General features: G+C 67.6%; 17 protein-coding genes. 12 read left to right on the forward strand and 5 right to left on the reverse strand.

Annotation, left to right across the window (positions count from 1 at the left end):
* Nucleotides 1-3: 3 nt before the first annotated feature.
* From bcsA to K7G82_RS18885, 4 genes are read left to right on the forward strand one after another with little or no spacing between them, the layout of a single operon-like run.
* Nucleotides 4-4,359, forward strand: a complete 4,356-nt coding sequence (gene bcsA, locus K7G82_RS18870) for a UDP-forming cellulose synthase catalytic subunit (RefSeq protein ID WP_222991489.1) — start codon at nt 4-6, stop codon at nt 4,357-4,359.
* Complete coding sequence (locus K7G82_RS18875) at nt 4,352-7,729, forward strand: cellulose biosynthesis protein BcsC (protein WP_222991490.1); 3,378 nt, start codon at nt 4,352-4,354, stop codon at nt 7,727-7,729. The genes bcsA and K7G82_RS18875 overlap by 8 nt, the downstream gene beginning before the upstream one ends.
* Nucleotides 7,726-8,211, forward strand: a complete 486-nt coding sequence (gene bcsD, locus K7G82_RS18880) for a cellulose biosynthesis protein BcsD (RefSeq protein WP_222991491.1) — start codon at nt 7,726-7,728, stop codon at nt 8,209-8,211. Before K7G82_RS18875 ends, bcsD begins: the two co-directional genes overlap by 4 nt.
* 31 nt (nt 8,212-8,242) lie before the next feature.
* Nucleotides 8,243-9,202: a family 8 glycosyl hydrolase gene (locus tag K7G82_RS18885; protein WP_246623698.1), complete on the forward strand. Its 960-nt coding sequence runs from the start codon at nt 8,243-8,245 to the stop codon at nt 9,200-9,202.
* A gap of 10 nt (nt 9,203-9,212) precedes the next feature.
* On the opposite strand, the gene K7G82_RS18890 is transcribed toward K7G82_RS18885, so the two are convergent.
* The gene (locus tag K7G82_RS18890) at nt 9,213-10,175 is read right to left on the reverse strand and encodes an amidohydrolase family protein (RefSeq protein WP_222991493.1); all 963 of its coding nucleotides are present in this window, start codon (nt 10,173-10,175) and stop codon (nt 9,213-9,215) included.
* Between the two features lie 91 nt (nt 10,176-10,266).
* Between K7G82_RS18890 and K7G82_RS18895 the strand changes: the two genes are divergently transcribed.
* The gene (locus K7G82_RS18895; RefSeq protein ID WP_222991494.1) at nt 10,267-11,109 is read left to right on the forward strand and encodes a phytanoyl-CoA dioxygenase family protein; all 843 of its coding nucleotides are present in this window, start codon (nt 10,267-10,269) and stop codon (nt 11,107-11,109) included.
* Between the two features lie 415 nt (nt 11,110-11,524).
* Here the strand turns inward: K7G82_RS18895 and K7G82_RS18900 are convergent, their stop codons facing one another.
* Together K7G82_RS18900 and K7G82_RS18905 are read right to left on the reverse strand one after the other, a co-directional pair.
* Entirely contained in the window at nt 11,525-12,784 is a 1,260-nt protein-coding gene (locus K7G82_RS18900; protein WP_222991495.1) for a cytochrome P450, read from the reverse strand.
* 25 nt (nt 12,785-12,809) lie between these two features.
* On the reverse strand, nt 12,810-13,547 hold the full coding sequence (locus K7G82_RS18905) for an SDR family NAD(P)-dependent oxidoreductase (protein WP_222991496.1): 738 nt from the start codon (nt 13,545-13,547) through the stop codon (nt 12,810-12,812).
* A 115-nt stretch (nt 13,548-13,662) separates the two neighbouring features.
* Here K7G82_RS18905 and K7G82_RS18910 point away from each other — a divergent pair, with 115 nt between their 5' ends.
* Genes K7G82_RS18910 through K7G82_RS18930 form a run of 5 tightly spaced genes read left to right on the forward strand, consistent with a single transcriptional unit; the run spans nt 13,663 to nt 18,395 of the window.
* Nucleotides 13,663-14,463 carry an SDR family NAD(P)-dependent oxidoreductase gene (locus K7G82_RS18910; RefSeq protein WP_222991497.1) on the forward strand — a complete coding sequence of 267 codons (801 nt, stop codon included), beginning with the start codon at nt 13,663-13,665 and terminating at the stop codon, nt 14,461-14,463.
* The gene (locus K7G82_RS18915) at nt 14,463-15,515 is read left to right on the forward strand and encodes an NAD(P)H-dependent amine dehydrogenase family protein (RefSeq protein WP_222991498.1); all 1,053 of its coding nucleotides are present in this window, start codon (nt 14,463-14,465) and stop codon (nt 15,513-15,515) included. Before K7G82_RS18910 ends, K7G82_RS18915 begins: the two co-directional genes overlap by 1 nt.
* Nucleotides 15,512-16,978 (forward strand): aldehyde dehydrogenase family protein, encoded by a 1,467-nt coding sequence (locus K7G82_RS18920; RefSeq protein ID WP_222991499.1) that lies wholly within the window; start codon nt 15,512-15,514, stop codon nt 16,976-16,978. Before K7G82_RS18915 ends, K7G82_RS18920 begins: the two co-directional genes overlap by 4 nt.
* Nucleotides 16,975-17,733, forward strand: a complete 759-nt coding sequence (locus tag K7G82_RS18925) for an SDR family NAD(P)-dependent oxidoreductase (protein WP_222991500.1) — start codon at nt 16,975-16,977, stop codon at nt 17,731-17,733. Before K7G82_RS18920 ends, K7G82_RS18925 begins: the two co-directional genes overlap by 4 nt.
* On the forward strand, nt 17,730-18,395 hold the full coding sequence (locus K7G82_RS18930; protein ID WP_222991501.1) for a glutathione S-transferase family protein: 666 nt from the start codon (nt 17,730-17,732) through the stop codon (nt 18,393-18,395). Before K7G82_RS18925 ends, K7G82_RS18930 begins: the two co-directional genes overlap by 4 nt.
* On the opposite strand, the gene K7G82_RS18935 is transcribed toward K7G82_RS18930, so the two are convergent.
* Nucleotides 18,392-19,555: a dipeptidase gene (locus K7G82_RS18935; protein WP_222991502.1), complete on the reverse strand. Its 1,164-nt coding sequence runs from the start codon at nt 19,553-19,555 to the stop codon at nt 18,392-18,394. The two genes, K7G82_RS18930 and K7G82_RS18935, sit on opposite strands and share 4 nt — an antisense overlap.
* Complete coding sequence (locus tag K7G82_RS29865) at nt 19,552-21,588, reverse strand: amidohydrolase family protein (RefSeq protein WP_222991503.1); 2,037 nt, start codon at nt 21,586-21,588, stop codon at nt 19,552-19,554. Before K7G82_RS29865 ends, K7G82_RS18935 begins: the two co-directional genes overlap by 4 nt.
* A 333-nt stretch (nt 21,589-21,921) precedes the next feature.
* Between K7G82_RS29865 and K7G82_RS18945 the strand changes: the two genes are divergently transcribed.
* Nucleotides 21,922-22,542 (forward strand): hypothetical protein, encoded by a 621-nt coding sequence (locus tag K7G82_RS18945; protein WP_222991504.1) that lies wholly within the window; start codon nt 21,922-21,924, stop codon nt 22,540-22,542.
* Between the two features lie 5 nt (nt 22,543-22,547).
* Nucleotides 22,548-23,039, forward strand: coding sequence for an RNA polymerase sigma factor (locus tag K7G82_RS18950; RefSeq protein WP_222991505.1), 492 nt, complete (start codon nt 22,548-22,550; stop codon nt 23,037-23,039).

The following is a 23,039-nucleotide window of genomic DNA, read 5'->3' on the forward strand; positions in this document are numbered from 1 at the left end:
GCCATGGATATCGCCGCCCTGCCGCCGCCCGCGCGCACCGCGCTGCTCGCCATCTCCGGATTGTGTGTCGCCGCCCTCGCGATCGTGGTCGTCACCGTGCCGCTCGACGAGCGTTCGCAATGGCTGTTCGCGCTGTCCTCGATCGTGGGCGCGATCGTGATCGGCCGCTCGCGAAGCCGCCGCGCGACACTCACCATCGCCGCGCTCTCGCTGGTCATCTCCACGCGCTATATCGTGTGGCGGACCACCAACACGCTGGAATTCGACAGCATCCCCGCCTTTCTGCTGGGCAGCGGCCTGTATCTGGCCGAACTCTATGCCTGGGTGATCCTGGTGCTCGGCTTCCTCCAGACCAGCTGGCCGCTCGAACGCCCGGTGATCGAGGTGGAGGGCGCGCCCGACGAATGGCCGATCGTCGACGTCTACATTCCGACCTATAATGAGAGCCTGGAGATCGTCCAGAACACCGTGTTCGCGGCGATGGACATGGACTATCCCGCCGATCGTTTCCGCGTGTTCATCCTGGACGACGGACGGCGCCCCGAATTCCAGGCCTTCGCGCGCACCGCCGGCTGCGGCTATCTGACGCGCGCGGACAATCTTCACGCCAAGGCGGGCAATCTGAACGCCGCGATGAAGAAGACCGATGGCGAGCTGATCGCGATCTTCGACTGCGATCACGTGCCGACCCGCGCCTTCCTCCAGCTCACCGTCGGCTGGTTCCAGACCGATCCCAAGCTGGCGCTGATGCAGACGCCGCACCATTTCTACTCGCCCGATCCGGTTCAGCGCAACCTGTCGGTCGCGCGCGACATGCCGGGCGAAGGCGACCTGTTCTACGGCGCGGTGCAGAAGGGCAACGATCTGTGGAACGCGACCTTCTTCTGCGGATCCTGCGCGATCATCCGCCGGTCCGCGCTTGAGGAGACCAACGGCTTCGCGGGCGAGACCGTCACCGAGGACGCTCATACCGCATTGAAGCTGCAGCGCATGGGCTGGAACACCGCCTATATCGGCACGCGGCTTTCCGCCGGCCTCGCCACCGAGAAGCTGGTGCTCCATGTCGGCCAGCGCATCCGCTGGGCGCGCGGCATGACGCAGATCTTCCGCGTCGATAATCCACTGCTCGGCCGCGGCCTCAATTGGCAGCAGCGGCTTTGCTACCTCAACGCGATGCTGCATTTCCAGTTTCCGCTGCCGCGGATCGTGTTCCTCACCTCGCCGCTTTCCTATCTGATCGCGGGGCAGAACATCATCCACGCTTCGGCGTCGCTGATCTTCGCCTATGCGCTGCCGCACCTGTTCCTTTCGATGCAGTCGAGCGAACGCATCCAGGGCGGCGACCGCCGCCCCTTCTGGGGCGAGATCTACGAGACGCTGCTGGCCTTCCATCTGGTCAAGCCGACGGTCTTCACGCTGTTCCAGCCACGCAAGGGCAAGTTCAACGTCACCGACAAGGGCGGGCTGCTCGACAAGACCTATTTCGACTTCGCGATCGTGCGGCCGCACCTGATCACCATCGCGCTGCTGGTGTTCGGCATCGCGTTCGGCGTGGTGAAATGGCTGTTCTTCCCGCACCTGTTCAACATCCAGAGCGACACGCTGGCGCTGAACGCCGCCTGGGCGACGTTCAGCCTGATCATCCTGGTCGCCGCCGTCTCCGTCGCGCGCGAACGGCGCCAGACGCGCCAGCATATCCGCATCGACGTGGATGTGCCGGTAACGCTCTATTTCGAGGACGGCTATGTCGTCGAAGGCGCGTCGAACAATATCTCGATGGGCGGGCTCGCCGCGCGGATGCCGTCCGGCTTCGTGCTCCAGGGCCGCAACGTCACCGACATCTCGATGCCGATGGGCGACGATACGCTGACCATTCCGGTCGATACCGTGCGGATGGAGCGCGGGATTGCGCAGGTGCGCTTCCAGCCGCTCGATCGCGCGCGCGAACGGCTGCTGGTCCGCGCCGTGATGGGGCGCGCCGACGCCTGGGAGGGTACCAAGGTGAAGACCGGTGTTTCGGGCCTGCGTTCGATCCGCGACATTCTGACCGTCGATATCTCGACGCTTATCCGCATCGCCAAGGCGCCGGCCAATCGCCGCAAGCGTCGGCGGCTTTCCGACATTGCCGCCACGGGCGCGGCGCTGCTCTGCGCGCTGCTGTTCCTGCCCGATGCCGCGCGCGCGCAGGCGGTGCCCAAGGATGTGCCGGCGGTGCTGCCCGCCACCGGCATCGGCACCACGCAGCAGCGCGTGACCTTCAAGGATCTGCGCGTCACCAATCCCATCCGCCTTCAGGGCACGCGCGGCGAGATCGGCATTCCGTTCGGCATGCGCGGCAACCAAGTGGTGACGGGCGCCAATCTGACGCTCAATTTCGCCTATTCGCCGTCGCTGCTCGGCGATGTCAGCCAGCTCGTGATCCTGCTCAACGGCGAAGTGGCGCGCACCATCCAGCTCGATCCGGCGCTGGCCGCCGGCCAGGTGATCACGGTGCCGGTCAATCCGGCGATGTTCCTGCCCGGCAACAACCAGCTCAACATCCGTTTCCTGGGCCATTATGCGCGCGACTGCGAGGATCCCTTCCATTCCTCGCTCTGGGCGAACATCAGCAATGTCCGCTCCTATTTCGACCTTCAGGTGCAGACCTTGCCGCTCGCGCCCAGCCTGACGCGGCTGCCGGCGCCCTTTTTCGACCGCTACGACGTTGCGCCGCTGAAGCTGCCCTTCGTCTTCGCCGGCGCGCCCAGCAATGCCGAATTCGAAGCCGCCGCGAGCCTCGCATCCTGGTTCGGCGGCATGGCGAGCTATCGCGGCTTCAGCTTCAAGCCGCTCTACAACCAGCTTCCGCGCGGCAACGCCGTGGTGTTCGTCACCCCGCGCCGGCAGATCGCCGGCCTGTCGCTCAACATCACCGGCGCGACCGTCGCGGTCGTCAAGAATCCGGCCGATCCCTTCGGCGAGTTGCTGCTGGTGATGGGCCGCGACGATCGCGAGCTCAAGCTTGCCGCAGCCGCGCTCGCGTCGCGCAAGGGCGTGTTCGGCGGCGCCACCGCCTCGGTCGACGGCGTGCGCATCCCCAGCTATCCGCGCTACAGCGCGCCGCGCTGGCTGCGCACCGACCGGCCGGTGCGACTGGGCGAGATCGTGGACGCCTATACGCTGCAGGGCATGGGCCTGCCGCCGGGGCCGCTCACCACCGCCTTCCGCGTCGCGCCCGACCTGTTCTTCTGGCCGCGCCAGGGGGCGACGCTCAACCTTGCCTATCGCTATCCGGGCGCGCCCTGGCTTGATCGCAAGGCCTCGCGGCTCGACCTGTCGATCAACGGACAATATCTGCGCACCCTGCCGCTGGCGGGCGACGGCTGGCTCGACAGCCTGTCGGGCCAGAACAACACGACCTCGCACACATCCAAGGCGTCGGTCGTGCTGCCGCGCTACAATCTGTTCGGCCAGAACCAGCTGATCTTCGACTACAACCTGATCATCGCCGACAAGAAGAAGTGCGTGGGGACGCTGCCCGACAATGTCCGCACCAGCATCCTGCCCGAAAGCACGATCGACCTGACCCGCGCCTATCACGCGCTGCGCATGCCCGATCTCGCGACCTTCGCGAATGCCGGCTATCCCTTCACCATCCGCCCCGACCTCGCCGAGACCGCGGTGGTGATGGCGGCCCAGCCCAGCCCGGCGACGGTGGAGGCGTTCCTGCAACTGATGGGGCGCTTCGGCGATTCGACCGGCGCGCCCGTCACCGGCCTGACCGTCACGCGCGGTATCGATGCCGACGCGCTCGCCGCCAAGGACATATTGGTGCTCGGCGGCACCCAGCTCGCCCAGCTCGGCAGCCTGTTCTCCGATGCGCCGGTCCGTTACGAGAATGGCCGCCTGCGCGTTGCCGAACGCGGGGCGGTGGAGCGCGTGTTCGAAGGCCAGTCGCCCTTCGACCGGGCGCCGGACCAGGCGGGCGAACTGCTCTACGGCACCGACAATTTCGCGGGCATCGTCAGCTTCCAGTCGCCCTTCGAGCGCGGCCGCACCGTGATCGCGCTGCTCGCCAACGATACCGTCAGCCTGCCGCTGATGATCGACGGGCTGGCAGATGTGAAGATCAACGCCCAGGTCCAGGGCGACCTCTCGGTCGTCAACGGCGAAGGCATGTCGAGCTTCGCGGTGGGCAACGGCTATTGGGTCGGCGATCTGCCGCTGTGGATGCGGATCGCCTATTGGTTCAGCGGCCACCCGATGCTGATGGCCTTTTCGGGCCTGCTCGTGGCCCTGCTGGTCTCCGGCCCGATCTACATGATCCTCAAGCGGCAGGAGCGTAAACGCCTGGCCGCCGTGGAGAAGCGTGATGCGTAACCCGGTTCGGCTGTTGGCCTTTTCGACGGCGGCGATCGCGATCGCCGCCCCCGCGATGCTCGCGGCCCAGGCGCCCGGCGTCGCGGCGCTGATGGAACAGGGGCGTTATTGGCAATCGCGCGGCCGCACCGATCTTGCCAACCAGGCCTATCGCCGCGTGCTCGCGATCGATCCGGGCAATGCCGCCGCGCGCCGGGCGCTGGCCGGGCCGCCGCGCCCGACGCCCGCTCCGGCCCCGGCGCCCAAACCATCGCCCGCGCCCGCACCGACAGCCGCACGCCAGACGCCGCCGGCCGCTCCCGCATCGCCGACCAACGCCACACCCGCCCGACCGCCGGCCGAACGGTCGGCCGCACCCGCAGATCGTGGCGGAGAGGCGCGCGCGGCGGGCTTCCAGGCGCTCGATGCCGGCGATCTCGCCACTGCCGCACGCCGGTTCCAGGCCGCTTTGTCGCGCAACGTCAATGATGCAGACGCGCTCGGCGGGCTTGGGCTGGTGCGGCTCCGCACCCAGCACTTCGCCGAGGCGCGCGACCTGCTCCAGCGCGCTTCGCGCGGCAGCAACGCGTCCAAATGGGCCGAAGCGCTCAATTCGGCGCGCTTCTTCGCGGGCATCGCCGAGGGGGAAGCGGCGGCGGATGCCGGCCGCCTGGACGAGGCGCAGCGCATCGCCGAAGGGCTCGTCCAATCCGACTTCGCCGACAAGTCGCCCGCTTACGACCTGCTGGGCGGCATCTACGAACGCCAGGGCCGCTATGCCGACGCCGCGCAGCTTTACGCGCAGGCGGCAAGCAAGGGCGGCGGCAAGGCGGAGGGATCGGTGCAGGCGCGCGCGATCCGCGCACAGGCACTGGACGCGGCATCGACAGGCAATGTCGTGCTCGCCGAACAGCTTTTCCAGCGCGGCATGATGGCCGACCCCAAGGACCCCTGGATCCGTTACGAGTTCGCGCGCTTCCTGGAGAAGCGCGGGCGCCGCGCCGATGCGGACGCGATCGCGGGCGGCCTGCGCACATCATCCGATCCCGAATCGCTTTATGCCGCCGCGCTGCTGCTGAGTCAGACCGACCGGGCGACCGAGGCGGAGGCGCTCCTCGATCGGATCCCGCAGGCCGCGCGTACGGCGGAGATGCGCGGCTTGGCGATCAACATCAAGGCCGATGCCGCGATCGCCCGCGCCCGCACCATGGCCGGCCAGGGCCAGGGCACGCAGGCGATGGCGGCGCTTCGCCAGCTCGCGGACACGCCGGGGCTGACCATCGCCAACAAGGGCGCGCTCGCCGATGCGCTGTTCGATCTGGGCGATATCGCGGGTGCGTCGCTGATCGCGCAACAGGCGCTGTCCGAAGGATCGGACGATCCGCGCGCCTATGAACCGCTGGTCCGCGTGCTCGCCAAGAGCGGCCAGGACGCCTTTGCCCAATCGGCCGTGCACCGCGTGGTCGAGCGGACGGGCAACACGCCCGACGGGCAGCGCGCCGTCGCCCGGCTCAACGGCATTCTCGTCGCCGCCCAATCGGACCGGTTGCGCCAGCAGGGCCAGTTCGCTCAGGCCTTCGATCTGCTCCAGGCGCAATGGAACGCCGCGCCGGGCAATCCCGAACTGCTTTCGGCGCTGGCCCGGCTCTATCAGTCGGGCGGCCTGTACCCACAGGCGTCGCAGACCTTCCAGATGGTGCTGAACCAGGCGCCGCAGGACAAGGGCGCGCTGATCGGCCTGGTCGATTCCGCCAGCGCCGCCGGCGATTTCGAGACCGCGCGCCAGGCGACGGCGCGCGCGATCGCGCTCAGCCCCGGCGACTACAATGTCTATATGGCGGCGGCGCGCATGGAACAGGCGCGCGGCGACGAACGCGCGGCGATGCGCTATCTGAAGCGCGCCCGCGAACTCTATGTCGGCGCCAGCGGCAGCACCGCCGGCGGCTTCACTGCGGCCAATCCGTTCGCCAACCGGCCACAGGGCGCGGTCGCCAATCCGTTCATGGCGGCCCAGCAGACGGTCAACCCTTTCGCGCTCGGCAATCCGCAGGCGGCGGCGCAGCAGCCGATGCCCGCGCAGCAGATGTCGGCCTATCCGGCCGCGCCCCAGGTGATCAGTCCGGGACCGATGCCCGGTTACGCGCAGGCGGCTCCGGCCTATGCCGCGCCGATGGTGCCTGCTCCAATAGCGCCTGCGGCCCAAGTGGCCCAGGCGCCGATCACAGATCCCGTGCTCCAGTCGATCGATCGCGACATGCGCGCGCTCAGCACCGAGACAGGGCCGCGCGTCGATGTCAGCACCGGTTATCGCCAGCGTTCGGGCGAGGTGGGCCTGAGCCAGCTCAAGGAACTGGGCGGCACGGCGGAAATCTCGACCGACTTCGCGGGCGGCCGCGTGTCCGGCAAGGCAAGCGCGGTGGTGCTCGATGCCGGCCGGCCCACCGGATCGGGCCTGGCGCGCTTCGGTCGCAACGCCACCGCCGAAGCGATCGGCATCGTCGAACAGCAGCCCTCGCAGCTCACCCAGGCCGACACCCAGCACGCCTCGGGCGTCGCGGTGTCGGTGGGCTATGAGAACAAGATCGTGAAGGCCGATATCGGCACCACCCCGCTGGGGTTCGAAAAGAATCAGGTGGCGGGCGGGATCACCGTCACGCCGCGCCTGTCGCGCTACGCCACCGCGCGGATCTGGGCGGAACGACGCCCGGTCACCGACAGCGTGATCTCCTATGCCGGAACCACCGATCCGGTCTCCGGCGCGTTCTGGGGCGCGGTGATGAAGGCCGGCGGCGGCGTCTCCTTCTCCTATGACAGGGACGGCAGCGGTGTTTATGCCGACGGTTCCTATTATCGCTATGACGGCACCAACGTCGCCGACAATCACGGCATCCAGGTGAATGTGGGCGGCTATCTGCGCGTCTACCGCGATACGCGGTCGAGTCTGACGGTGGGCGTCAACGCCAATTACCAGCAATTCGGCAACAACCAGAACTACTTCACCTTCGGCCATGGCGGCTATTTCAGCCCGCAGAGCTTCCTGTCGGTCAGCTTCCCGCTGCGCTACGCGATGCGCGGCGAGCGGCTGGACGTCGATGCGAGCATCGTGCCCGGCTATCAGAGCTACGATCAGGGCAGCAGCCCGCTTTACCCCACCGATCCGGCGGCGCAGGGGCAGCTCGATTCACTGAAGGCGCAGAATGACGATGTTCGCTCGCGCTTCGACAGCATCAGCAAGACGGGCTTCGGCATCTCGGCGGGCGGCTCCGTCTATTACCGGGTCAGCCCCGGCACCCGGATCGGCGGGGAACTCAATCTCAACACCTTCGGCGATTATAACGAGTTCAAGAGCCTGATCGGCATCCGCCAGCAATTGGGTGGAGGGAACGAATGATGTTTCAGAAGCGTATTGAAGTCGACGCCGACATGAAAGAGCTCGCGATCCTGTCCGGTTATCCGCTGCTGCGCTCCCATCCGGCGCTGCTGGCAGCCATGATCGGCGAGGTGAGCGACGGCGCGACCGAGGAACAGGCGCGCGGTTTCTTCAACGCCGTGGGCGTGCGGCTGGCCGCGATGCTGCAATTGACAGAGATCGACGATGTCGATGAACTGGTCGCGCAGATGAACGCCTTGTGGGACGCGCTGGGCCTGGGCCGCGTCAGCCTCGAGCTCGACGACGAGGGGATCGACATCATCCATAGCGACCTGCCCGCCGTGCTCGACGCCGGCGACGACGGCCTGTGGATGCAGGCAGCGCCGCATATCCTGGAAGGCGCCTATGAAAGCTGGTTCCGCAGCCTCGGCAGCGGTTCCGCGCTGACGACACGGCTGACGCGCGCGACGCCCGGCCTTGTCGAACTGCGTCATGGATATTGAGCGGCGCGCGTTTCTCGCCCTGAGCATGTTGATGATGTCGGGATGCGCGAGCGCGGCGCCGAAAAAGCCCGTCCAGCTCGCCGGCTGGGACGCGTTCAAGGCCCGCTATCTGCTAAGCGAGGGCCGCATCGCCGATAGCGGCAATGGTGGCATCAGCCATAGCGAGGGCCAGGGCTATGCCATGCTGCTCGCCGAGATCACCGGTGATCGCGACAGTTTCGACCGGCTCCATGGCTGGACGGAAACCACGCTGATACGCCCCCACGAAGCGCTGTTCTCCTGGCGGTTCGAACCCGGCAAGGGCGTGACCGATCCCAATAACGCCACCGATGGCGACATATTGATCGCCTGGGCGCTGATGCGCGCGGCGGTGCGCTGGCGCGATGCGCGCTATGGCGCGCGCGCGACGGCGATCCGCGCCGCGATCCACGCCCATCTGGTCCGCAAACAGGGGTCGCGCACCGTGCTGTTGCCCGGCCTGGCCGGTTTCGATCATGCCGGCCGCACCACCATCAACCTCTCTTATTATATCTGGCCGGCGCTCGACGCCTTCCGCAAGGCCGATGGCGCCGATCGCTGGGCGGCGGTGATCGCCGACGGCGAAAAGCTGCTGGTGGAGGCGCGCGCGGGCCCACTGCAACTGCCCACCGACTGGACCGATATCGGCGCCGACGGCCACGCGGCCCCCGCCGCCGACAAGCCGCCGCGCTTCGGCTTCGACGCCATCCGCATCCCGCTCTACCTGGCGCTCGGCAACCGGCGGGCGGGCGCCGAGACCATCGCGCGCTTCTGGCGGAGCTATGCCGAACCGGGAAAGCCGATCCCGGCCTGGGTGGATGTGAAGACCGGCGAGGTTGCCCCCTATCCGCTTTCGGACGGGGGCTACGCGCTGGTGCGGCGGCTGCTGGGGCCCGCCGCGCCGATGCGGCCGGAGGCCAGCCCGGCGGACTATTATTCCACGGTGCTCAAGCTGCTGGCGCAGATTTCCTAGAGTCCGGACCCTAGAGCGCCCCAACCTCAAGCAGCTTTCCGCCGGTGCCGAAATCGATCGCATCACGGGCCTCGGGCGTCAGCCATTCATAATCCTCCAGTGCGGCGAGCGTCTTCTGCGCGAAGGCGAAGGGCAGGAAGGGAATGTCGCTGCCGAAGACCAGGCGTTCCGGCCCGACCAGCGACAGCGCGGCATCGAGGCTGGCCGGCCCCGCCGAGACGGCGGTGTCGTAATAGAGCCGCTTCAGATAGCTCTGCACGCTACGCCCGCGCGCGTTGAATTCGGCATAGGCCGGGCGCGGCGAATGCTCCATCATGCTCAGGCGCCAGGCGACGAAGGGCAAGGTTCCGCCCAGATGCGACAGCACCCAGCGGATATTGGGATAGCGGTCGAATATACCGGTGAAGATCATCTCCGCCACGCAGCGCGTGGTATCGAACACGAATTCCAGGATCGGCGGCGGCAGGGTGAGGCCCAGGGCCTCGGCGCCTGCGGGAACGCCGGGATGGAGCAGCACCAGCGCGCCCTTCGCATCGAGCATTTCGAGCAAGGGCGCGAAGACCGGATCGGACCAGTAGCGCCCCTGACTGCTGGTGAGCAGGATCACGCCCTCCAGCCCCGATCCCTCCAACCGTGCCAGTTCCGCCATCGCGGCGGGCACGTCGGGCAACGGCAGGGTCGCAAGTCCGCCGATCACGCCGGGATGATCGGCCTTGAGCTGGACGAGCAGATCGTTGGTCCGGCGCGCGAGATCGATCGCCAGCACCGGATCGCCGAAATCGACGCCCGGCGCCGAGATCGACAGCAGCGACCGCGCGATACCGAGCTGCTCCATCCCCTCGAACAGGCCGTCCAGGCTCCATTGCGGAAAGGGCACGCGCCCGACCGAGGCGATGCCGGCGGCGGCGAGCGTCTCGCGATAGATGTCGGGGACGAAATGGGTGTGGAAATCGATCCGTCCGCGCCCCGCCATGCCGATGCTCTCCTTGCCATGCTTTCGGGGAAACGTTGACGCGACCGATTATTTTGTCAAGTATCTGAACAAAATCAGGAGGAGAGTCGCCATGGCAAGTCGATTGATACGGCCCATCACCGATGCCGAAGTGGACGCGTTCGAGACCACCGGCGCGGTCTGCCTGCGCGGCATGTTCGATGCCGGCTGGGTCGCGCGGATGCGCGAGGCGATGGATCGGGTGCTCGCCGATCCGGGGCCGATCCATATCGAGGCGGCGGCGGATGGCGGGCGGCTGGCGGTAGAAACCTATGTCTGGCGGCGCGACGCGGCGTTCCGCGACTATGCCTTCGCCTCGCCCGCATCAGCCATCGCGGCGCGGCTGCTGCGCGCGGAGAAGGTGAATCTCCTGTTCGATCAGATGCTGGTGAAGGAACCGATGACGCCGACGCCGACGAGCTGGCACCAGGACGGCCCCAACTGGCCGATCCACGGCACCCAGGCGCTGTCGCTCTGGATGGCGCTGGACGATGTCGACCAGCAATCGGGCGCGATGCGCTACGCCTCCGGCTCGCATGAGGGTCCGGCCTATGCATCCTCCACCAATTTCGTCCGCCATATCCGGCCCGACGCGAAGAATACGAGCGGCGATCCCTGCCCCGATTTCGATGCGATCGAAAACGGCCCGGAGGTTATCGGCTGGGACGTGCAGCCCGGCGACGTGCTGGCGCATCATATGTGGACCGCGCATGCCGCGAACGGCAACCTCTCCCCCGACCGCCGCCGCCGCGCGCACACGACGCGATGGGCGGGCGAGACCGCGCGCTTCCAGACGGGCTATTACAAGCTGCGCATGCCCTTCACCCCGACGCTTGCCGATGGCGATCCGCTCGACAGCGAGCATTTCCCGGCGGTGCCGTTCGAGCGGGACTGGGAACTGGTCGAGCAGGTTTGAGCCGCCACCCCGTCATTCCCGCGCACGCGGGAATCCAGAAGATGTCGATCATCGAACTCTACGACTCTGGATTCCCGCGTGCGCGCAGTGGTGTCCGGGATTCTTTTGGCTGAGGTAGGCGTAAGCCAAGCAATCCCTTGGGATGAGCCTGTTGTCCTGTTGTCGAGACAAGCTTCCAGGCGGCAATGGGAGAACATGGGCAGTAGAAAGCGCGCGCTTTCATCACAACTCGCGTCATTCCGGCGAAAGCCGGAATCTTCTTCGACATAGAGCACGAGATTCCGGCTTTCGCCGGAATGACGACTGGTTTTTGGGGTCATTTGAGAAGCGGTACCGCCATTATCTCACGACTCCCTGAAATCCCGGACACCCGTGCGCGTGCGCGGGAATGACAAGGTGAGAGGGCTAGGGCCGATCACCGCAGCGCCACGTCGAGCGCCTTCACCCCCCACAGGAAGTTGCTGCGCATCAGCGCCGGTTCACCGAGAATGCGGTAATCGGGATAGCGGCGCAGGATCTCGCCCAGCATCAGCGACAATTGCGTGCCCGCCAGCCGCGAACCCAGGCAGCGATGGGCGCCGATGCCGAAGGTGAGGTGGCGATTGGCGTTGGGCCTGTCGAGGATCAGCCGGTGCGGATCGGCGAACATCTCCGGATCACGATTGGCGGCGCCATAGAGCATCACGATCCGCTCACCCGCCGCGATCGCCTGGCCACCCACCTCGCTATCCTGCGTCGCGGTGCGCATGAACTGCACGACCGGGGAGACGTGGCGCACCAGCTCGTCGACCGCCTTGCCCATCATCGCGGGATTGGCGGCGAGGCGCGCGCGTTCTTGCCGGTGGGCCGCCAGGGTGAGCATCGCGCCCGACAGCGAATTGCGCGTGGTATCGTTGCCCGCCGCGATCAGCGTGGCGGCGAAACCCTTGCGGATCTCCGGATCCATCGGTTCGCCATCGACGGTCGCATGGGCGAGTGCGGTCATCACATCGTCGCGCGGTTCGCGGCGGCGCTCCTCCATCAGCCATAGGCTATATTCGAACATCTCCTCATAGGCGCTGCTCGCATCGTCGATGTCGCGCGCATAATCGGGATCGTCGCTGCCGAGCACGCGATTGGTCCAGTCGAAGATGCGATGCTCGTCGCTGGCCGGCATGCCGAGCAACAGGCTGATCATCTTGATCGGGATGACCGCGGCGATCCGCTCGACAAACTCGATAGGCGCATCACCGCTGTCCGCCAGGTCGCGCTCCAGCCCTTCGAACAGCTCCGCCACATAGGCATGAAGCTGCTCCTCCACGCGCCGGAGGCCGGCGGGCATGAAAAAGGGCTGGGCCGGCCCGCGCTGGTGCAACTGTTCGGGGGGGTCGGTCGCGATCAGCGTGCGCGCCAGGACGGAGGTGACCGAAGGCCACATGCCCGCGCGCACATCGGTGGTCAGCCGGAAACCGCGCGTCGAGGTGAAACGCGCCGGATCGCGCGACACGGTTTCGATGTCGCGGTGGCGCAGCAGCGCCCAGAAACCGGGCTGCACCGCCGATCCGGGATGGCGATAGACCGGCGTTTCGGCGCGCAGCCGATCGTAGAGCGCATGCGGGTGGCCGGCGGCGAAGACGTCGGGATCGAGCAGGTCGAGCACCGGTTTCTCCCGGTCGCGCTCAAGGGTTGCGGTCATCTCACTCTCCTGAAGAAACCCATATTCAAAGCCTGTGCCAGCCGCCATCGACCATCCATGTCTGCCCGCTGATCATCGCCGCGCCGTCCGAACAGAGGAAGGAGACGGCGGATGCGATCTCCTCCGGCGTCGCGAGACGCGGGATCGACTGGCACGCCGCGATCGAGGACGCCAGCGCGTCGATCCGGTCGAACTTCTCGCGCGTACCCTCGGTCGACACGAAGCCGGGCGCGACCGCGTTGGCGGTGATGCCGTCGGCGCCGAGATCACTCGCCAGCGCGCGCGTCAGGCCGATCAGTCCCATCTTGCTGGCGACATAGGCCGCGACCTCGCGCCGGGGCACGCCGATCGTGCCCGACGAAATCATCACCATCCGCCCCCAGCCGCCCGACCGCATCGCCGGCGCCAGGCCCTGTGCCAGCAGCATCGCGGCATCGAGATTGACCGCGAACACCCGCCGCCAGGCATCGAGCGTGAGCGTATCGGCCGGCGTGGTCGGAAACAGGCCGGCGGCATGGACGAGCATGTCGCACCGGCCCCAGGCGGCCACCTCGTCGAGCAGCGTGGCGATCGCGTCGGGATCGGCCAGATCGCAGCTGAACGCCCGGCTGCCGGGCAGTGTTGCGGCCGGCTCGTCCGCCGGCAGGCGATCGACCAGCGCCACGCGCGCGCCGCCCTGCGCGAGAGCCCGGGCGATCGACAGGCCGATCCCCCGCGCCGCGCCCGTCACCAGCGCCGTCCGTCCCGCATGCACGCCGTCCACACGCACCATCCTTTCGCCGGCATCATCGCGACGCCGGAAAAAATAATCAAGTAGATTGACTAACTGCGGCCGACTTATATGCTCGCCCCAGCATCGCAGAATGCCGGAGAGAGAGATGGCCGCAGCGTCGCCGGACAAGGGGCAGCTTCAGGGAAGATCGGCGATCGTGACGGGCGCATCGCGTGGAATCGGCCTGGCGACGGCGCGGCTGTTCGCGGCCGAAGGCGCGCATGTCGTGCTCGTGGGGCGCGATGCCGGCCGGCTGGACGCGGCAGCCGCTTCGATCGGAGCGGCCGCCACCGCCGTCGCGGGCAGCGTGGAGGATACGGATACGATCGCGCGCGCCACCGATGCCGCGCTGGCCGCCACAGGCCGGATCGACGTGCTCATCAACAATGCCGGCGGGCCGCCGCCGGACGGGCCGCTGGTCGCGATGCCGATGCGTGATTTCGACGCCGCGCTGTCGCTGAACCTGCGCGCGCCCCTGCTGTGGATCCGTGCCGCGTGGGCGCGATCGATGCGCGAGCATGGCGGCGCGATCGTCAACATCGCATCGATCGGCGGGCTTTCAGCGCCGCGCGCGATGGGCGCCTATGCCACCGCCAAGGCGGGGCTGCTCCATATGACGCGCATGCTCGCCGCCGAACTCGGCCCCGCGATCCGCGTCAACGCGATCGCGCCCGGCGTCGTGCGCACCGATGCGACCGCCGCGGTCGATTACGACGCCTTCGCACGCATCCTGCCGATGGGCCGGATCGGCGAGGCCGACGACATCGCCGATGCCGCGCTGTTCCTGGCGAGCGCGCGATCGGGCTGGATCACGGGCGAAACGATCACGATCGACGGCGGCACGCTGATCCAGACGGGGCGGCTGAAACGCGGCTGGCAGGACGATTACGGGAAAGGTGAGGACTGATGGCGATCAAGGTAATCCAATGGGCGACGGGTGCGATCGGCAAGACCTGCCTGCGCCAGATCATCGACCATCCCGACCTCGAGCTGGCCGGGCTGTTCGTCTATTCCGAGCACAAGGTGGGCAAGGACGCCGGCGAGATCGCGCGGCGCGGCGAAACCGGGATCATGGCCACCAATTCGGTCGACGAGATCGTCGCGACCGAGGCCGATGTGGTGCTGCATTTGCCGCTCAACCCGTCCGAATCCTACGACGAACATGACGAGATCATCAAAAGACTGCTGCGCAGCGGCAAGAGCGTGATCAGCACGATCGCGCATACCTATCCGCTCGCCGAAGGCGACGCGTACGCGCAGGGCTTCGAAGAGGCATGCCGCGAGGGCAATTCGGTGCTGTTCGGCACGGGCATCAATCCCGGTTTCATCGGCGAGCGACTGTCCGTGCTGCTCACCAGCGTCTGCACCCAGGTCGACAGCGTCGAGGTGACCGAAATCTACGATTGTTCCGACGTGCTGTCGCCGGGCTTCATCTTCGACCTGATGGGCGTCGGCAAGCCGGTGGAGGAAATCGCCAGCGGCCCGCGCGTGCAGAAGGTGTTCAAGCATATCTTCGGCGAAGTCGTCGGCTTTGTCGGCAATGCGATGCAGGTCGAGTTCGACGAAGTGGTCGCCGATCACGAATTCGGCGTGGCGGACAGGGATATCGTCCTGCCGGTCGGCGTGGTGAAGGCGGGTGGCGTCGTCAATTTCCGCTGGCGCTTTCGCGGCATGAAGGACGGCAAGCCCTTCTTCACGATCCAGATGCTGTGGCTGCTCGACCGGTCGATGCCCGGCTGGGATCATGACGATGGCTGGGAGATCGAGATCAAGGGCGCGCCGGGGCTGAAGGCGCGCATCGACCTTGTCGAACCCGAAGGCATGCCCGACCGTTCGAAGGCGATGCAATATTGCGTGGCCGGGCCGGTGATCCGCGCCATTCCCGAAGTGATGCGTGCCAGGCCCGGCATCCTGATCGCGCCCTCCTTCGCCGCATACAGCCCCCGGATGACGGCATGAGCGAAGCCCCCGTCCGCGACCAGTTCATCGGCGGCCGCTGGGTGCCGGCGGCGGACGGGCGCACCTATCCCGACACCAGCCCTTATGACGGCCGGCTGGTGGCGCAGGCGGCGGCATCCAGCCGCGCCGATGCGCAGGCCGCGATCGATGCGGCGGCGGCCGCCTTTCCCGCCTGGGCCGCGACGACGCCGCAGGCGCGCGCGACGATCTTCCTGCGCGCTGCAGACATATTGGCGCGCCGCGCCGACGAGGTCCGCGCGATGCTGACCGCCGAAACCGGCGCGACCCAGGGTTTCGCCGCGTTCCAGGTGGCGCGCAGCATCGATACGCTGCGTGTCGCGGCGGGCTGGCCCTATCTGGCGGTCGGCGAGGTGCTGCGGAGCGGCGTGCCCGGCCGCTTCGCCTTCACCGTGCGCCATCCCCTAGGCGTCGTCTTCGGCATCACGCCGTGGAACGGCGCGCATATCCTGGCGTGGCGGACGATCCTGACGCCGCTCGCCTATGGCAATACGGTGGTGCTCAAGCCGTCCGAGGACTCGCCGATCGTCGCCGGGCTGATGATCGCGGAAGTGATGGAGGAAGCAGGCCTGCCCGCGGGCGTGCTCAACGTGATCACCAATGCGCCGGGCGAGATCGGCCCGGTCGCCGACGCCGTGTTCGAAAGCGAGGCCGTGCGGCTGATCATGTTCACCGGGTCCGCGCCGACCGCGAGGCGGCTGGCCGAACGCGCCGGCCGGCATCTGAAGCGCACCGTACTCGAACTGGGGGGCTATAATCCGCTGATCGTGCTGGCCGATGCCGATGTCGACCGCGCGGTGGACGCCGCGCTGTTCGCGTCCTTCTACCATCAGGGCCAGATCTGCATGAACGCGCGCAAGATCATCGTCGAACGCCCGCTGTTCGCGCGGTTCACCGACGCCTTCGTCGCGCGTACGGCAACATTGGTGCGCGGCGACCCCGCCGACCCCGCAACCTTTATCGGCCCGCTGATCACCGATCGCGCCGCCGAGCTGGTCGAAGCGCAGGTGGCGGAGGCGGTCGCGGCGGGCGGGAGCATCCTCACCGGCGGCACGCGCGACGGCCGGTTGTTCGCGCCGACGATACTCGCCGACGTGCCCGCCAGCGCCGACGCCGCGCGCGAGGAGATTTTCGGCCCGGTCGTGCTGGTGGAAGCCGCCGACAGCGGCGAGGATGCGGTTCGCATCGCCAACGCCACCTGTTACGGCCTCTCCGCCGCCATATTGTCGGGCAATGCCGATCGCGCGCTTGCGCTGGCCCATGGCCTGGAAGCCGGCATGATCCAGGTGAACGAACAGACCGTGGCCGGCGAGATCGGCTTTCCCAATGGCGGCGTGAAGCAGAGCGGTTGGGGCTATACCGGCCCCGCCGGGCTTCATGATTTCACCGAGATCCGCCAGATGAGCGTGCAGGCCGCGATCGGCGCCTATCCGGTGCCCAAATGAGCGGAGCGCTCACCGGGCGCACCGCCGTTGTCACCGGCGCGGCGATGGGAATCGGCGCGGCCTATGCAAGGCGGCTGGCCGCCGATGGTGCACGCGTCGCCCTGATCGACCGCGAGGATTGCACACCCATCGCCGAAACGATCGTCGCGGCGGGGGGCGACGCCATGGCCTTTCGCTGCGACCTGACGAACCCCGAGCAGATCGACGCCACCGTCGCGGCGGTGCTCGGCTGGCGATCGGGGCCGTTGATTCTGCTCAACAATGCCGGCGCCTATCCGGTGACGCCGCTGGAGACGCTGACGCTGACGCAATGGCGCGCGGTCTTCGCGCTCAATGTCGAGGCGAGCCTGTTGATGGCGCTGGGGCTGATCCCGGCGATGAAGGCGGACGGCTGGGGCCGGATCGTCAATATCGGATCATCGATCCTGACGCTGCCGCGCCAGGGCGTCGCCGCCTATACCGCCAGCAAGATGGCGGTGATCGGCCTCACCCGCGCGCTGGCGAGCGACCTGGGCGGACATGGCATCACCGTCAACGCGATTTCCCCCGGCCTCACGCGCACGCCGGGCACCGAGCGTCAGCTCGACGCGGCGGGGCGCACCGGCCTGTTCGACGATTTCGCACGCAACCAGCCGATCGGCCGGGTGATCGAGGCGGACGACATGACCGGGCTCGCCGCCTTCCTGGCCAGCGACGGATCGGCGATGATGACGGGGCAGACGCTGCTCGTCGATGGCGGGTTGAGCCGGCTGTGACGCCCTATCTGATCTATGGCGCGGATATCTCGCCCTATATGCAGCGGCTGACAGTGCAGCTCGACATCAAGGGCCTGGCCTATGAAGTGACGCCGCCGCCGGGCGGACTCCGCTCCGACGCGTTCCGCGCGATCAATCCGATCGGCAAGATCCCCGTGCTCCGGGCCGGCGACTTCATCCTGCCCGAATCCGACGTGATCTGCGACTATGTCGAGGATATCCATCCCGAACCCGCGCTGCGCCCGACAACACCGGGGGCGCGCGCGCGAGCGCGGCTGATCGCCCGGATCGTCGACCTGTATGTGATGGGGCCGATGACGCCGCTCTTCGGGCAACTCCGCCGATCGGGCCGCGACGCCACGGTCGTCGATCCGGCGATCGCCGCGATCGATGCCGGCCTGTCCTGTCTCGACCGCGCGATCGACGATCGCGGCCATGCGGTGGGCGACGCGCTGAGCCTGGCCGATCTCGCGGCGGCGCCGGTGCTGCGCTACATCGTCCAGTATCTGCCGGTCTTCGACCGTGCCGATCCGCTGGCAGCCCATCCGCGCCTTGCCGCCTATTGGCCGGCGATCGCCGCCCAGCCCGACATCGCCCGGGGCATCGCCCGGATCGAAGCGGGATGGACGGCGCTGCGGGCTGCCGCGAAGAGCCCAAACTAACCCCAGACCTCACGCGCGACGCGCAAGAAATTCTGCCCCAGGATCTTGTCGACCCGCGCCTGCGAATGGCCCCGGCTGCGCAGCAGCCGGGCAAGATCGCGATACTGGCTCGGCCCCTGCAGATCGATCACGAAGAAGGGCGCGTCCTCCTTTTCGCCCGGCGCGGCGATCCCCTGGCTACGGCGCTGCGCGATATATTGGCGCTGCGTTTCCAGATATTCCTTCATATTGGGCACCGGCGACATCGGGCCGTCGGTGCCGATGCCGACATGGTCCTCACCGCAGATCTTGATCGCATGTTCGATATGCTGCGCCACATGCTCCGCGCGCGCCGGCCCCGAATGGGTGAGGAAGGGCATGAAATAGATGCCGACATAACCGCCGCGCTCGGCGACCAGGCGAAGCTCCTCGTCGGTCTTGTTGCGCGGCACGTCGACAAGCGCACGGCAGCCGCTATGGGTGATCGCCACCGGGCGCGGCGAATGGCGGATCGCGTCGAGGCAGGTCTTCTGCCCGCTGTGCGACAGATCGCAGAGCAACCGCCGCTCCGCGAGCTTTTCCACGACGCTGCGGCCGAACGCGCTGAGCGGACGGTTCTCCGGCGCGATCGATCCGTCGCCCACGGCGGTCGGCGCGTTATAGGTGAGCTGGAAGACGCGCAGGCCAAGATCGGCGAACAAATCGACACGCTCGACCTTGTCGCCCAGCATCGTGCTGTTCTGGCAACCATAGATCACGCCCAGCTTGCCCTCGCGCTTGGCGCGCACGATGTCGTCGGCCTTCAGCACATGGAGCAACTGGCCGGACCGCTGTTGCAGGATCCGGTTCCACCGCCCGATATCGGCCACGCTATGCTCGAAGGGATCGATATCCCCCGCGACATGACCCAATGTGATGTTCACCGCCGAGATGCCGGCGGCCAAGGTGTCGCGCACCGCGCTGTCGGTCACCATTTCCGGCCGGCTTTCGACGATCAGCGGTTTCGATCCCGGCGGCGGCGGCGGTGCGTCGAACCCGAACAGGGTGCCCAGCGAATTGACGAAGACGCCGCCACCCGATGCGCCCGCCGCGCTCCGCGCCTGCGCCATGCTCGCGGCGCCGGCCGCCACCGCCGCAGCGGTCGCCGAACCGATGAGAAAATGCCTGCGATCCTGTGTCATTTCTTGTCCCCCTTGGTGATGGTGCGTGGTTGGCGCGGCTGCATGCCGGCGGCGACGAACAATGCGTCCGGATCGAAGATCAGCCCGTCTTTCATGACGAGCGAGGTGCGGGCGACGTCGGCAATGGTCCGGGTCGGATCACCCTCCACCAGCACGAGATCGGCCAGCTTGCCGGCTTCGATCGAGCCGAGCCGATCGCCCGCCCCGGCCACGCGGGCGGCACCCAGCGTCGCCATGTAAAGTGCCTCGCCCGGCGTCAGTCCCGCCTCGACATAGGTTTCCAGTTCGCGCGGCAGCGTGATGCCCGGCGGGCCGTCGGTGCCCGCCACCATCGTCACGCCCGCGCGGTGCATCATCATGAACATCTGGCCCAGCCGATCGAGCGACTGGCGATTGCGCGCGCGTTCGGTGTCGTTCTGCGCGATGCCCCCGCCGGAGACCGAGCGCGCGACCGTCGCGGGCAGGCGATCGGCGAAGGCCGCGATGCTCGGCACCGGCTTGCCCGGCTCCGCCATCAGCGTGTCCTCCAGGATGCTCAATGTCGGATCGAGCACGATGCCGCGCTTGCGCGTCAGCGCGACCAGATCGCGCGCCGGCCGGCCCGACAGATCGATATCGCGGCCATGTTCGCCCAGCGCGGTCAGGCGCACCGGCGTGTTGGTCTTCGCCACGACCGCCGGCCCCATCAGGCCGAGCATCCAGAAATTGGCGTGGTTGATCTCGTCGAAGCCCGCTTCGATCGCCTGGGTCATCGTCATGCCGGCGGGCACATGCCCGCCGACGCGCAACCCACGGCGATGCGCCTCGGCGATGATGACGGGAACGAGATCGGTGGAGAGCGAACTGTAGAGCTTGACCGCCGGATATCCCGCGTCGGCGGCGCGGGCGACGGCGGCCACCGCTTCTTCCCTGGTGCCGACGAGCAGTTCGGTCGGCCCGGCCAGCGGATGGCGCCCGTCAATCATCGCCGAACGGAAGACGCGCGGACCGATCAGCCGACCCGAATCCCAGGCAGCGATCCGTTCGGACAGCGACGCGATCTGGTTGGCGAGATCGCGCGTGCTCGTCACGCCCGATCCGATCGCCAGCAGCCCGCCGACATTGTCCGCCAGATGGGTGTGCATGTCGAACAGGCCCGGCAGCAGCGTGCGGCCACCGCCGTCGATCACCTCGGCACCGTCGGGAATGCGCGCGGCCCTGGCCGGCCCGACCCATGCGATGCGGTTGCCGCGCACGATCACCGTGCGATGTTCCGCGCGGCCGCGTTTCGCCGCGTCGTAAAGCGTCACGTCGCGGAACACGACAGCGCCCGCCGGCTTGCGCGCAAGGCTCTGCGCCTGATCGATCTCGCGCTGGGTCAGCGCCTTTTCCTGCGCCTTGACCAGTTCGTCGCCCAGCGCGCCCAGTCCCTTGCGCCGCGCCGACACCCAGCCATTGCCTTCGAGCACCAGATCATTCGCGTCATCCAGCCAGACCGGACTGGGGGCAAACGACAGGCCATGGATGAAATAGAGCGTCGCCTTGCCGCCGGCGGGCAGCGCCCGTTCGGTCACCCGTTCGATCCGCGCCTTGCCGCGCGGCAGCAGCGCCAGCTCGCCGCCGGGCGCGCGCAGCAATGCGGCGGCCAGGCTGCTCGTCGTGTCCATGCTGCCTTCGTGCGGCAGGTAGAAGCCGGGCACGCGGCTCTCGCCCTGGTCGGCGCGGCTTTTCCATCGCCCGATACCGCCGCTGCGATCGAACCGCTCGTCGACGGTGCCGCGCAGATAATTATGGCCATCGGCCGAATAAGCGATCGGAATGCCGTTGGCGTCGGATCGCTGCTCGGTCCGGAAATCGGGGCCACGCCCGCGATCGACATAATGAAAATGGACGCGGCGCACGCCCTGGCCGGTCGCGACGGTCATGCCGCCGCGCACGCTGCCCAATATGACGACGTCGTAATCGCCATCGGCCGCCGCCGGCGGCGCGGCCAGCACGGCGGTCGCCAGCAGACATGCCGCAAGGCTTCGTCGAAGCCGACGGATCTGGTTCACGGTCCTTCCCTCCCCTTTTGTCTCGGTCGTACCGTCAGTCTGGGGAACCACCCGAACTCTTTCGCGGCGGGTGCGATTTTTCGAAGAACCGGGGGAATCACCGGCGCGCGCGCTGAATTCATCGCGCCGCGTCAACGCCGTGAAAGCAGGGAGAGCGTCCGATTCCAGCCCTTTCGAACAGGGCGCAAAAACAGCGACAGTCATTCAGTCTTCGCGATCCGGATTTTCTTTCGCGCGATCGCGCGTTTTTCTTCGTCGGTGATGATTTTCGTTTCAGATCAGCGACATTCGACGTTAGGCCCGAGCCATCGACGATCGAAAATGGTTGGACATATGGATATCGACGAGGGTCAGAAATGGTCCGCGCTGGCGACGATCTGGCAGACGCCCGCCGATGCGATCGACGTCGCGCATGTGCAGCGCCAGCTTCACCGCCGGGCGCGCAACGCCGCGATCCTGTTCGCGGTCGATCTGGCGCAAGGCATCGTCCAGATCCTTCTGGGCCTGTTCCTGCTCTATCGCGGCGACTGGCCCTCGCGGCTGGTCGGCATATCGCTGCTGCTGTTCGGCGGGTTCGCGATCGGCCTGGCGCTCTGGACGCGTTTCGCGATGGATCGCGCCAGCCTCGCCAATGCAGATGGTGCATTCCGCGTGTCGATCCGTCAGGCCGAGGCGGGAATCCGCTGGGCGATATCGGGCTATTGCGTCGCCGCGACCGGCATCGTGCTGTTGCTGGTGCTCGGCTATGCCCATGCCGACCCGGCCTATCGCAGCCTCGTGCCGCTCCCCTATTGGGAAAAGGCGGTGTTCGCGATCGCCTATCTCGGGCTGCTGCTGTGGCGCTGCACACGGTTGCTGCGCGAAAACAGACGCTATCTGCGGGGGCTGCACGCGATCGAGGACGATCTGTTTCCGCCCGAACCGGCCATGGGGCTGAGCGGAGCGGACGGCTGACCGGAATGGCGCGCGAGGAGGCATTCCAGACCCTGCTCGGCGAGCATGGCCCGATGCTCGCCCGCATCGCGGCCAGCTATGAAGCCGATCCCGCGAAGAGGCAGGAACTGCAGCAGGACATATTGGCGGCGGTCTGGCGTTCGCTGCCCAGCTTTCGCGGCGACGCGTCAATCCGCACCTTCCTGGCGCGGATCGCGCATAATCGCGCGATCAGCCATGTCGCGCGCGCCGCCGCCGAACCGCGCATGGCGGAACTCGACGAGGCGATACCCTGCGGCCAGCCCTCGCCTTTCGACGAGATCGAGCGCAACGACCAGCAGCGCCGGCTGATGGCCGCGGTCCGCACGCTGCCGCTGAGCGCGCGCGAGCCGGTGGTGCTGACGCTGGAGGGCTTCACCCCGCGCGAGATCGCCGCGATGCTGGGCCTGACCGCCAACAGCGTGTCGATCCGGCTGACCCGCGCCAAGGAGATGCTGCGCGCGGCGCTGGGAAGCTGA

This window comes from Sphingomonas colocasiae (assembly GCF_019880585.1).
Taxonomy (GTDB): domain Bacteria; phylum Pseudomonadota; class Alphaproteobacteria; order Sphingomonadales; family Sphingomonadaceae; genus Sphingobium_A; species Sphingobium_A colocasiae.

Coding starts and splice junctions, on each gene's coding strand:
- bcsA (WP_222991489.1), top strand. CDS start 4: ATGGATATCGCCGCCCTGCCGCCGCCCGCGCGCACCGCGCTGCTCGCC.
- K7G82_RS18875 (WP_222991490.1), top strand. CDS start 4,352: ATGCGTAACCCGGTTCGGCTGTTGGCCTTTTCGACGGCGGCGATCGCG.
- bcsD (WP_222991491.1), top strand. CDS start 7,726: ATGATGTTTCAGAAGCGTATTGAAGTCGACGCCGACATGAAAGAGCTC.
- K7G82_RS18885 (WP_246623698.1), top strand. CDS start 8,243: ATGATGTCGGGATGCGCGAGCGCGGCGCCGAAAAAGCCCGTCCAGCTC.
- K7G82_RS18890 (WP_222991493.1), bottom strand. CDS start 10,175: ATGGCGGGGCGCGGACGGATCGATTTCCACACCCATTTCGTCCCCGAC.
- K7G82_RS18895 (WP_222991494.1), top strand. CDS start 10,267: ATGGCAAGTCGATTGATACGGCCCATCACCGATGCCGAAGTGGACGCG.
- K7G82_RS18900 (WP_222991495.1), bottom strand. CDS start 12,784: ATGACCGCAACCCTTGAGCGCGACCGGGAGAAACCGGTGCTCGACCTG.
- K7G82_RS18910 (WP_222991497.1), top strand. CDS start 13,663: ATGGCCGCAGCGTCGCCGGACAAGGGGCAGCTTCAGGGAAGATCGGCG.
- K7G82_RS18915 (WP_222991498.1), top strand. CDS start 14,463: ATGGCGATCAAGGTAATCCAATGGGCGACGGGTGCGATCGGCAAGACC.
- K7G82_RS18920 (WP_222991499.1), top strand. CDS start 15,512: ATGAGCGAAGCCCCCGTCCGCGACCAGTTCATCGGCGGCCGCTGGGTG.
- K7G82_RS18925 (WP_222991500.1), top strand. CDS start 16,975: ATGAGCGGAGCGCTCACCGGGCGCACCGCCGTTGTCACCGGCGCGGCG.
- K7G82_RS18935 (WP_222991502.1), bottom strand. CDS start 19,555: ATGACACAGGATCGCAGGCATTTTCTCATCGGTTCGGCGACCGCTGCG.
- K7G82_RS18945 (WP_222991504.1), top strand. CDS start 21,922: ATGGATATCGACGAGGGTCAGAAATGGTCCGCGCTGGCGACGATCTGG.
- K7G82_RS18950 (WP_222991505.1), top strand. CDS start 22,548: ATGGCGCGCGAGGAGGCATTCCAGACCCTGCTCGGCGAGCATGGCCCG.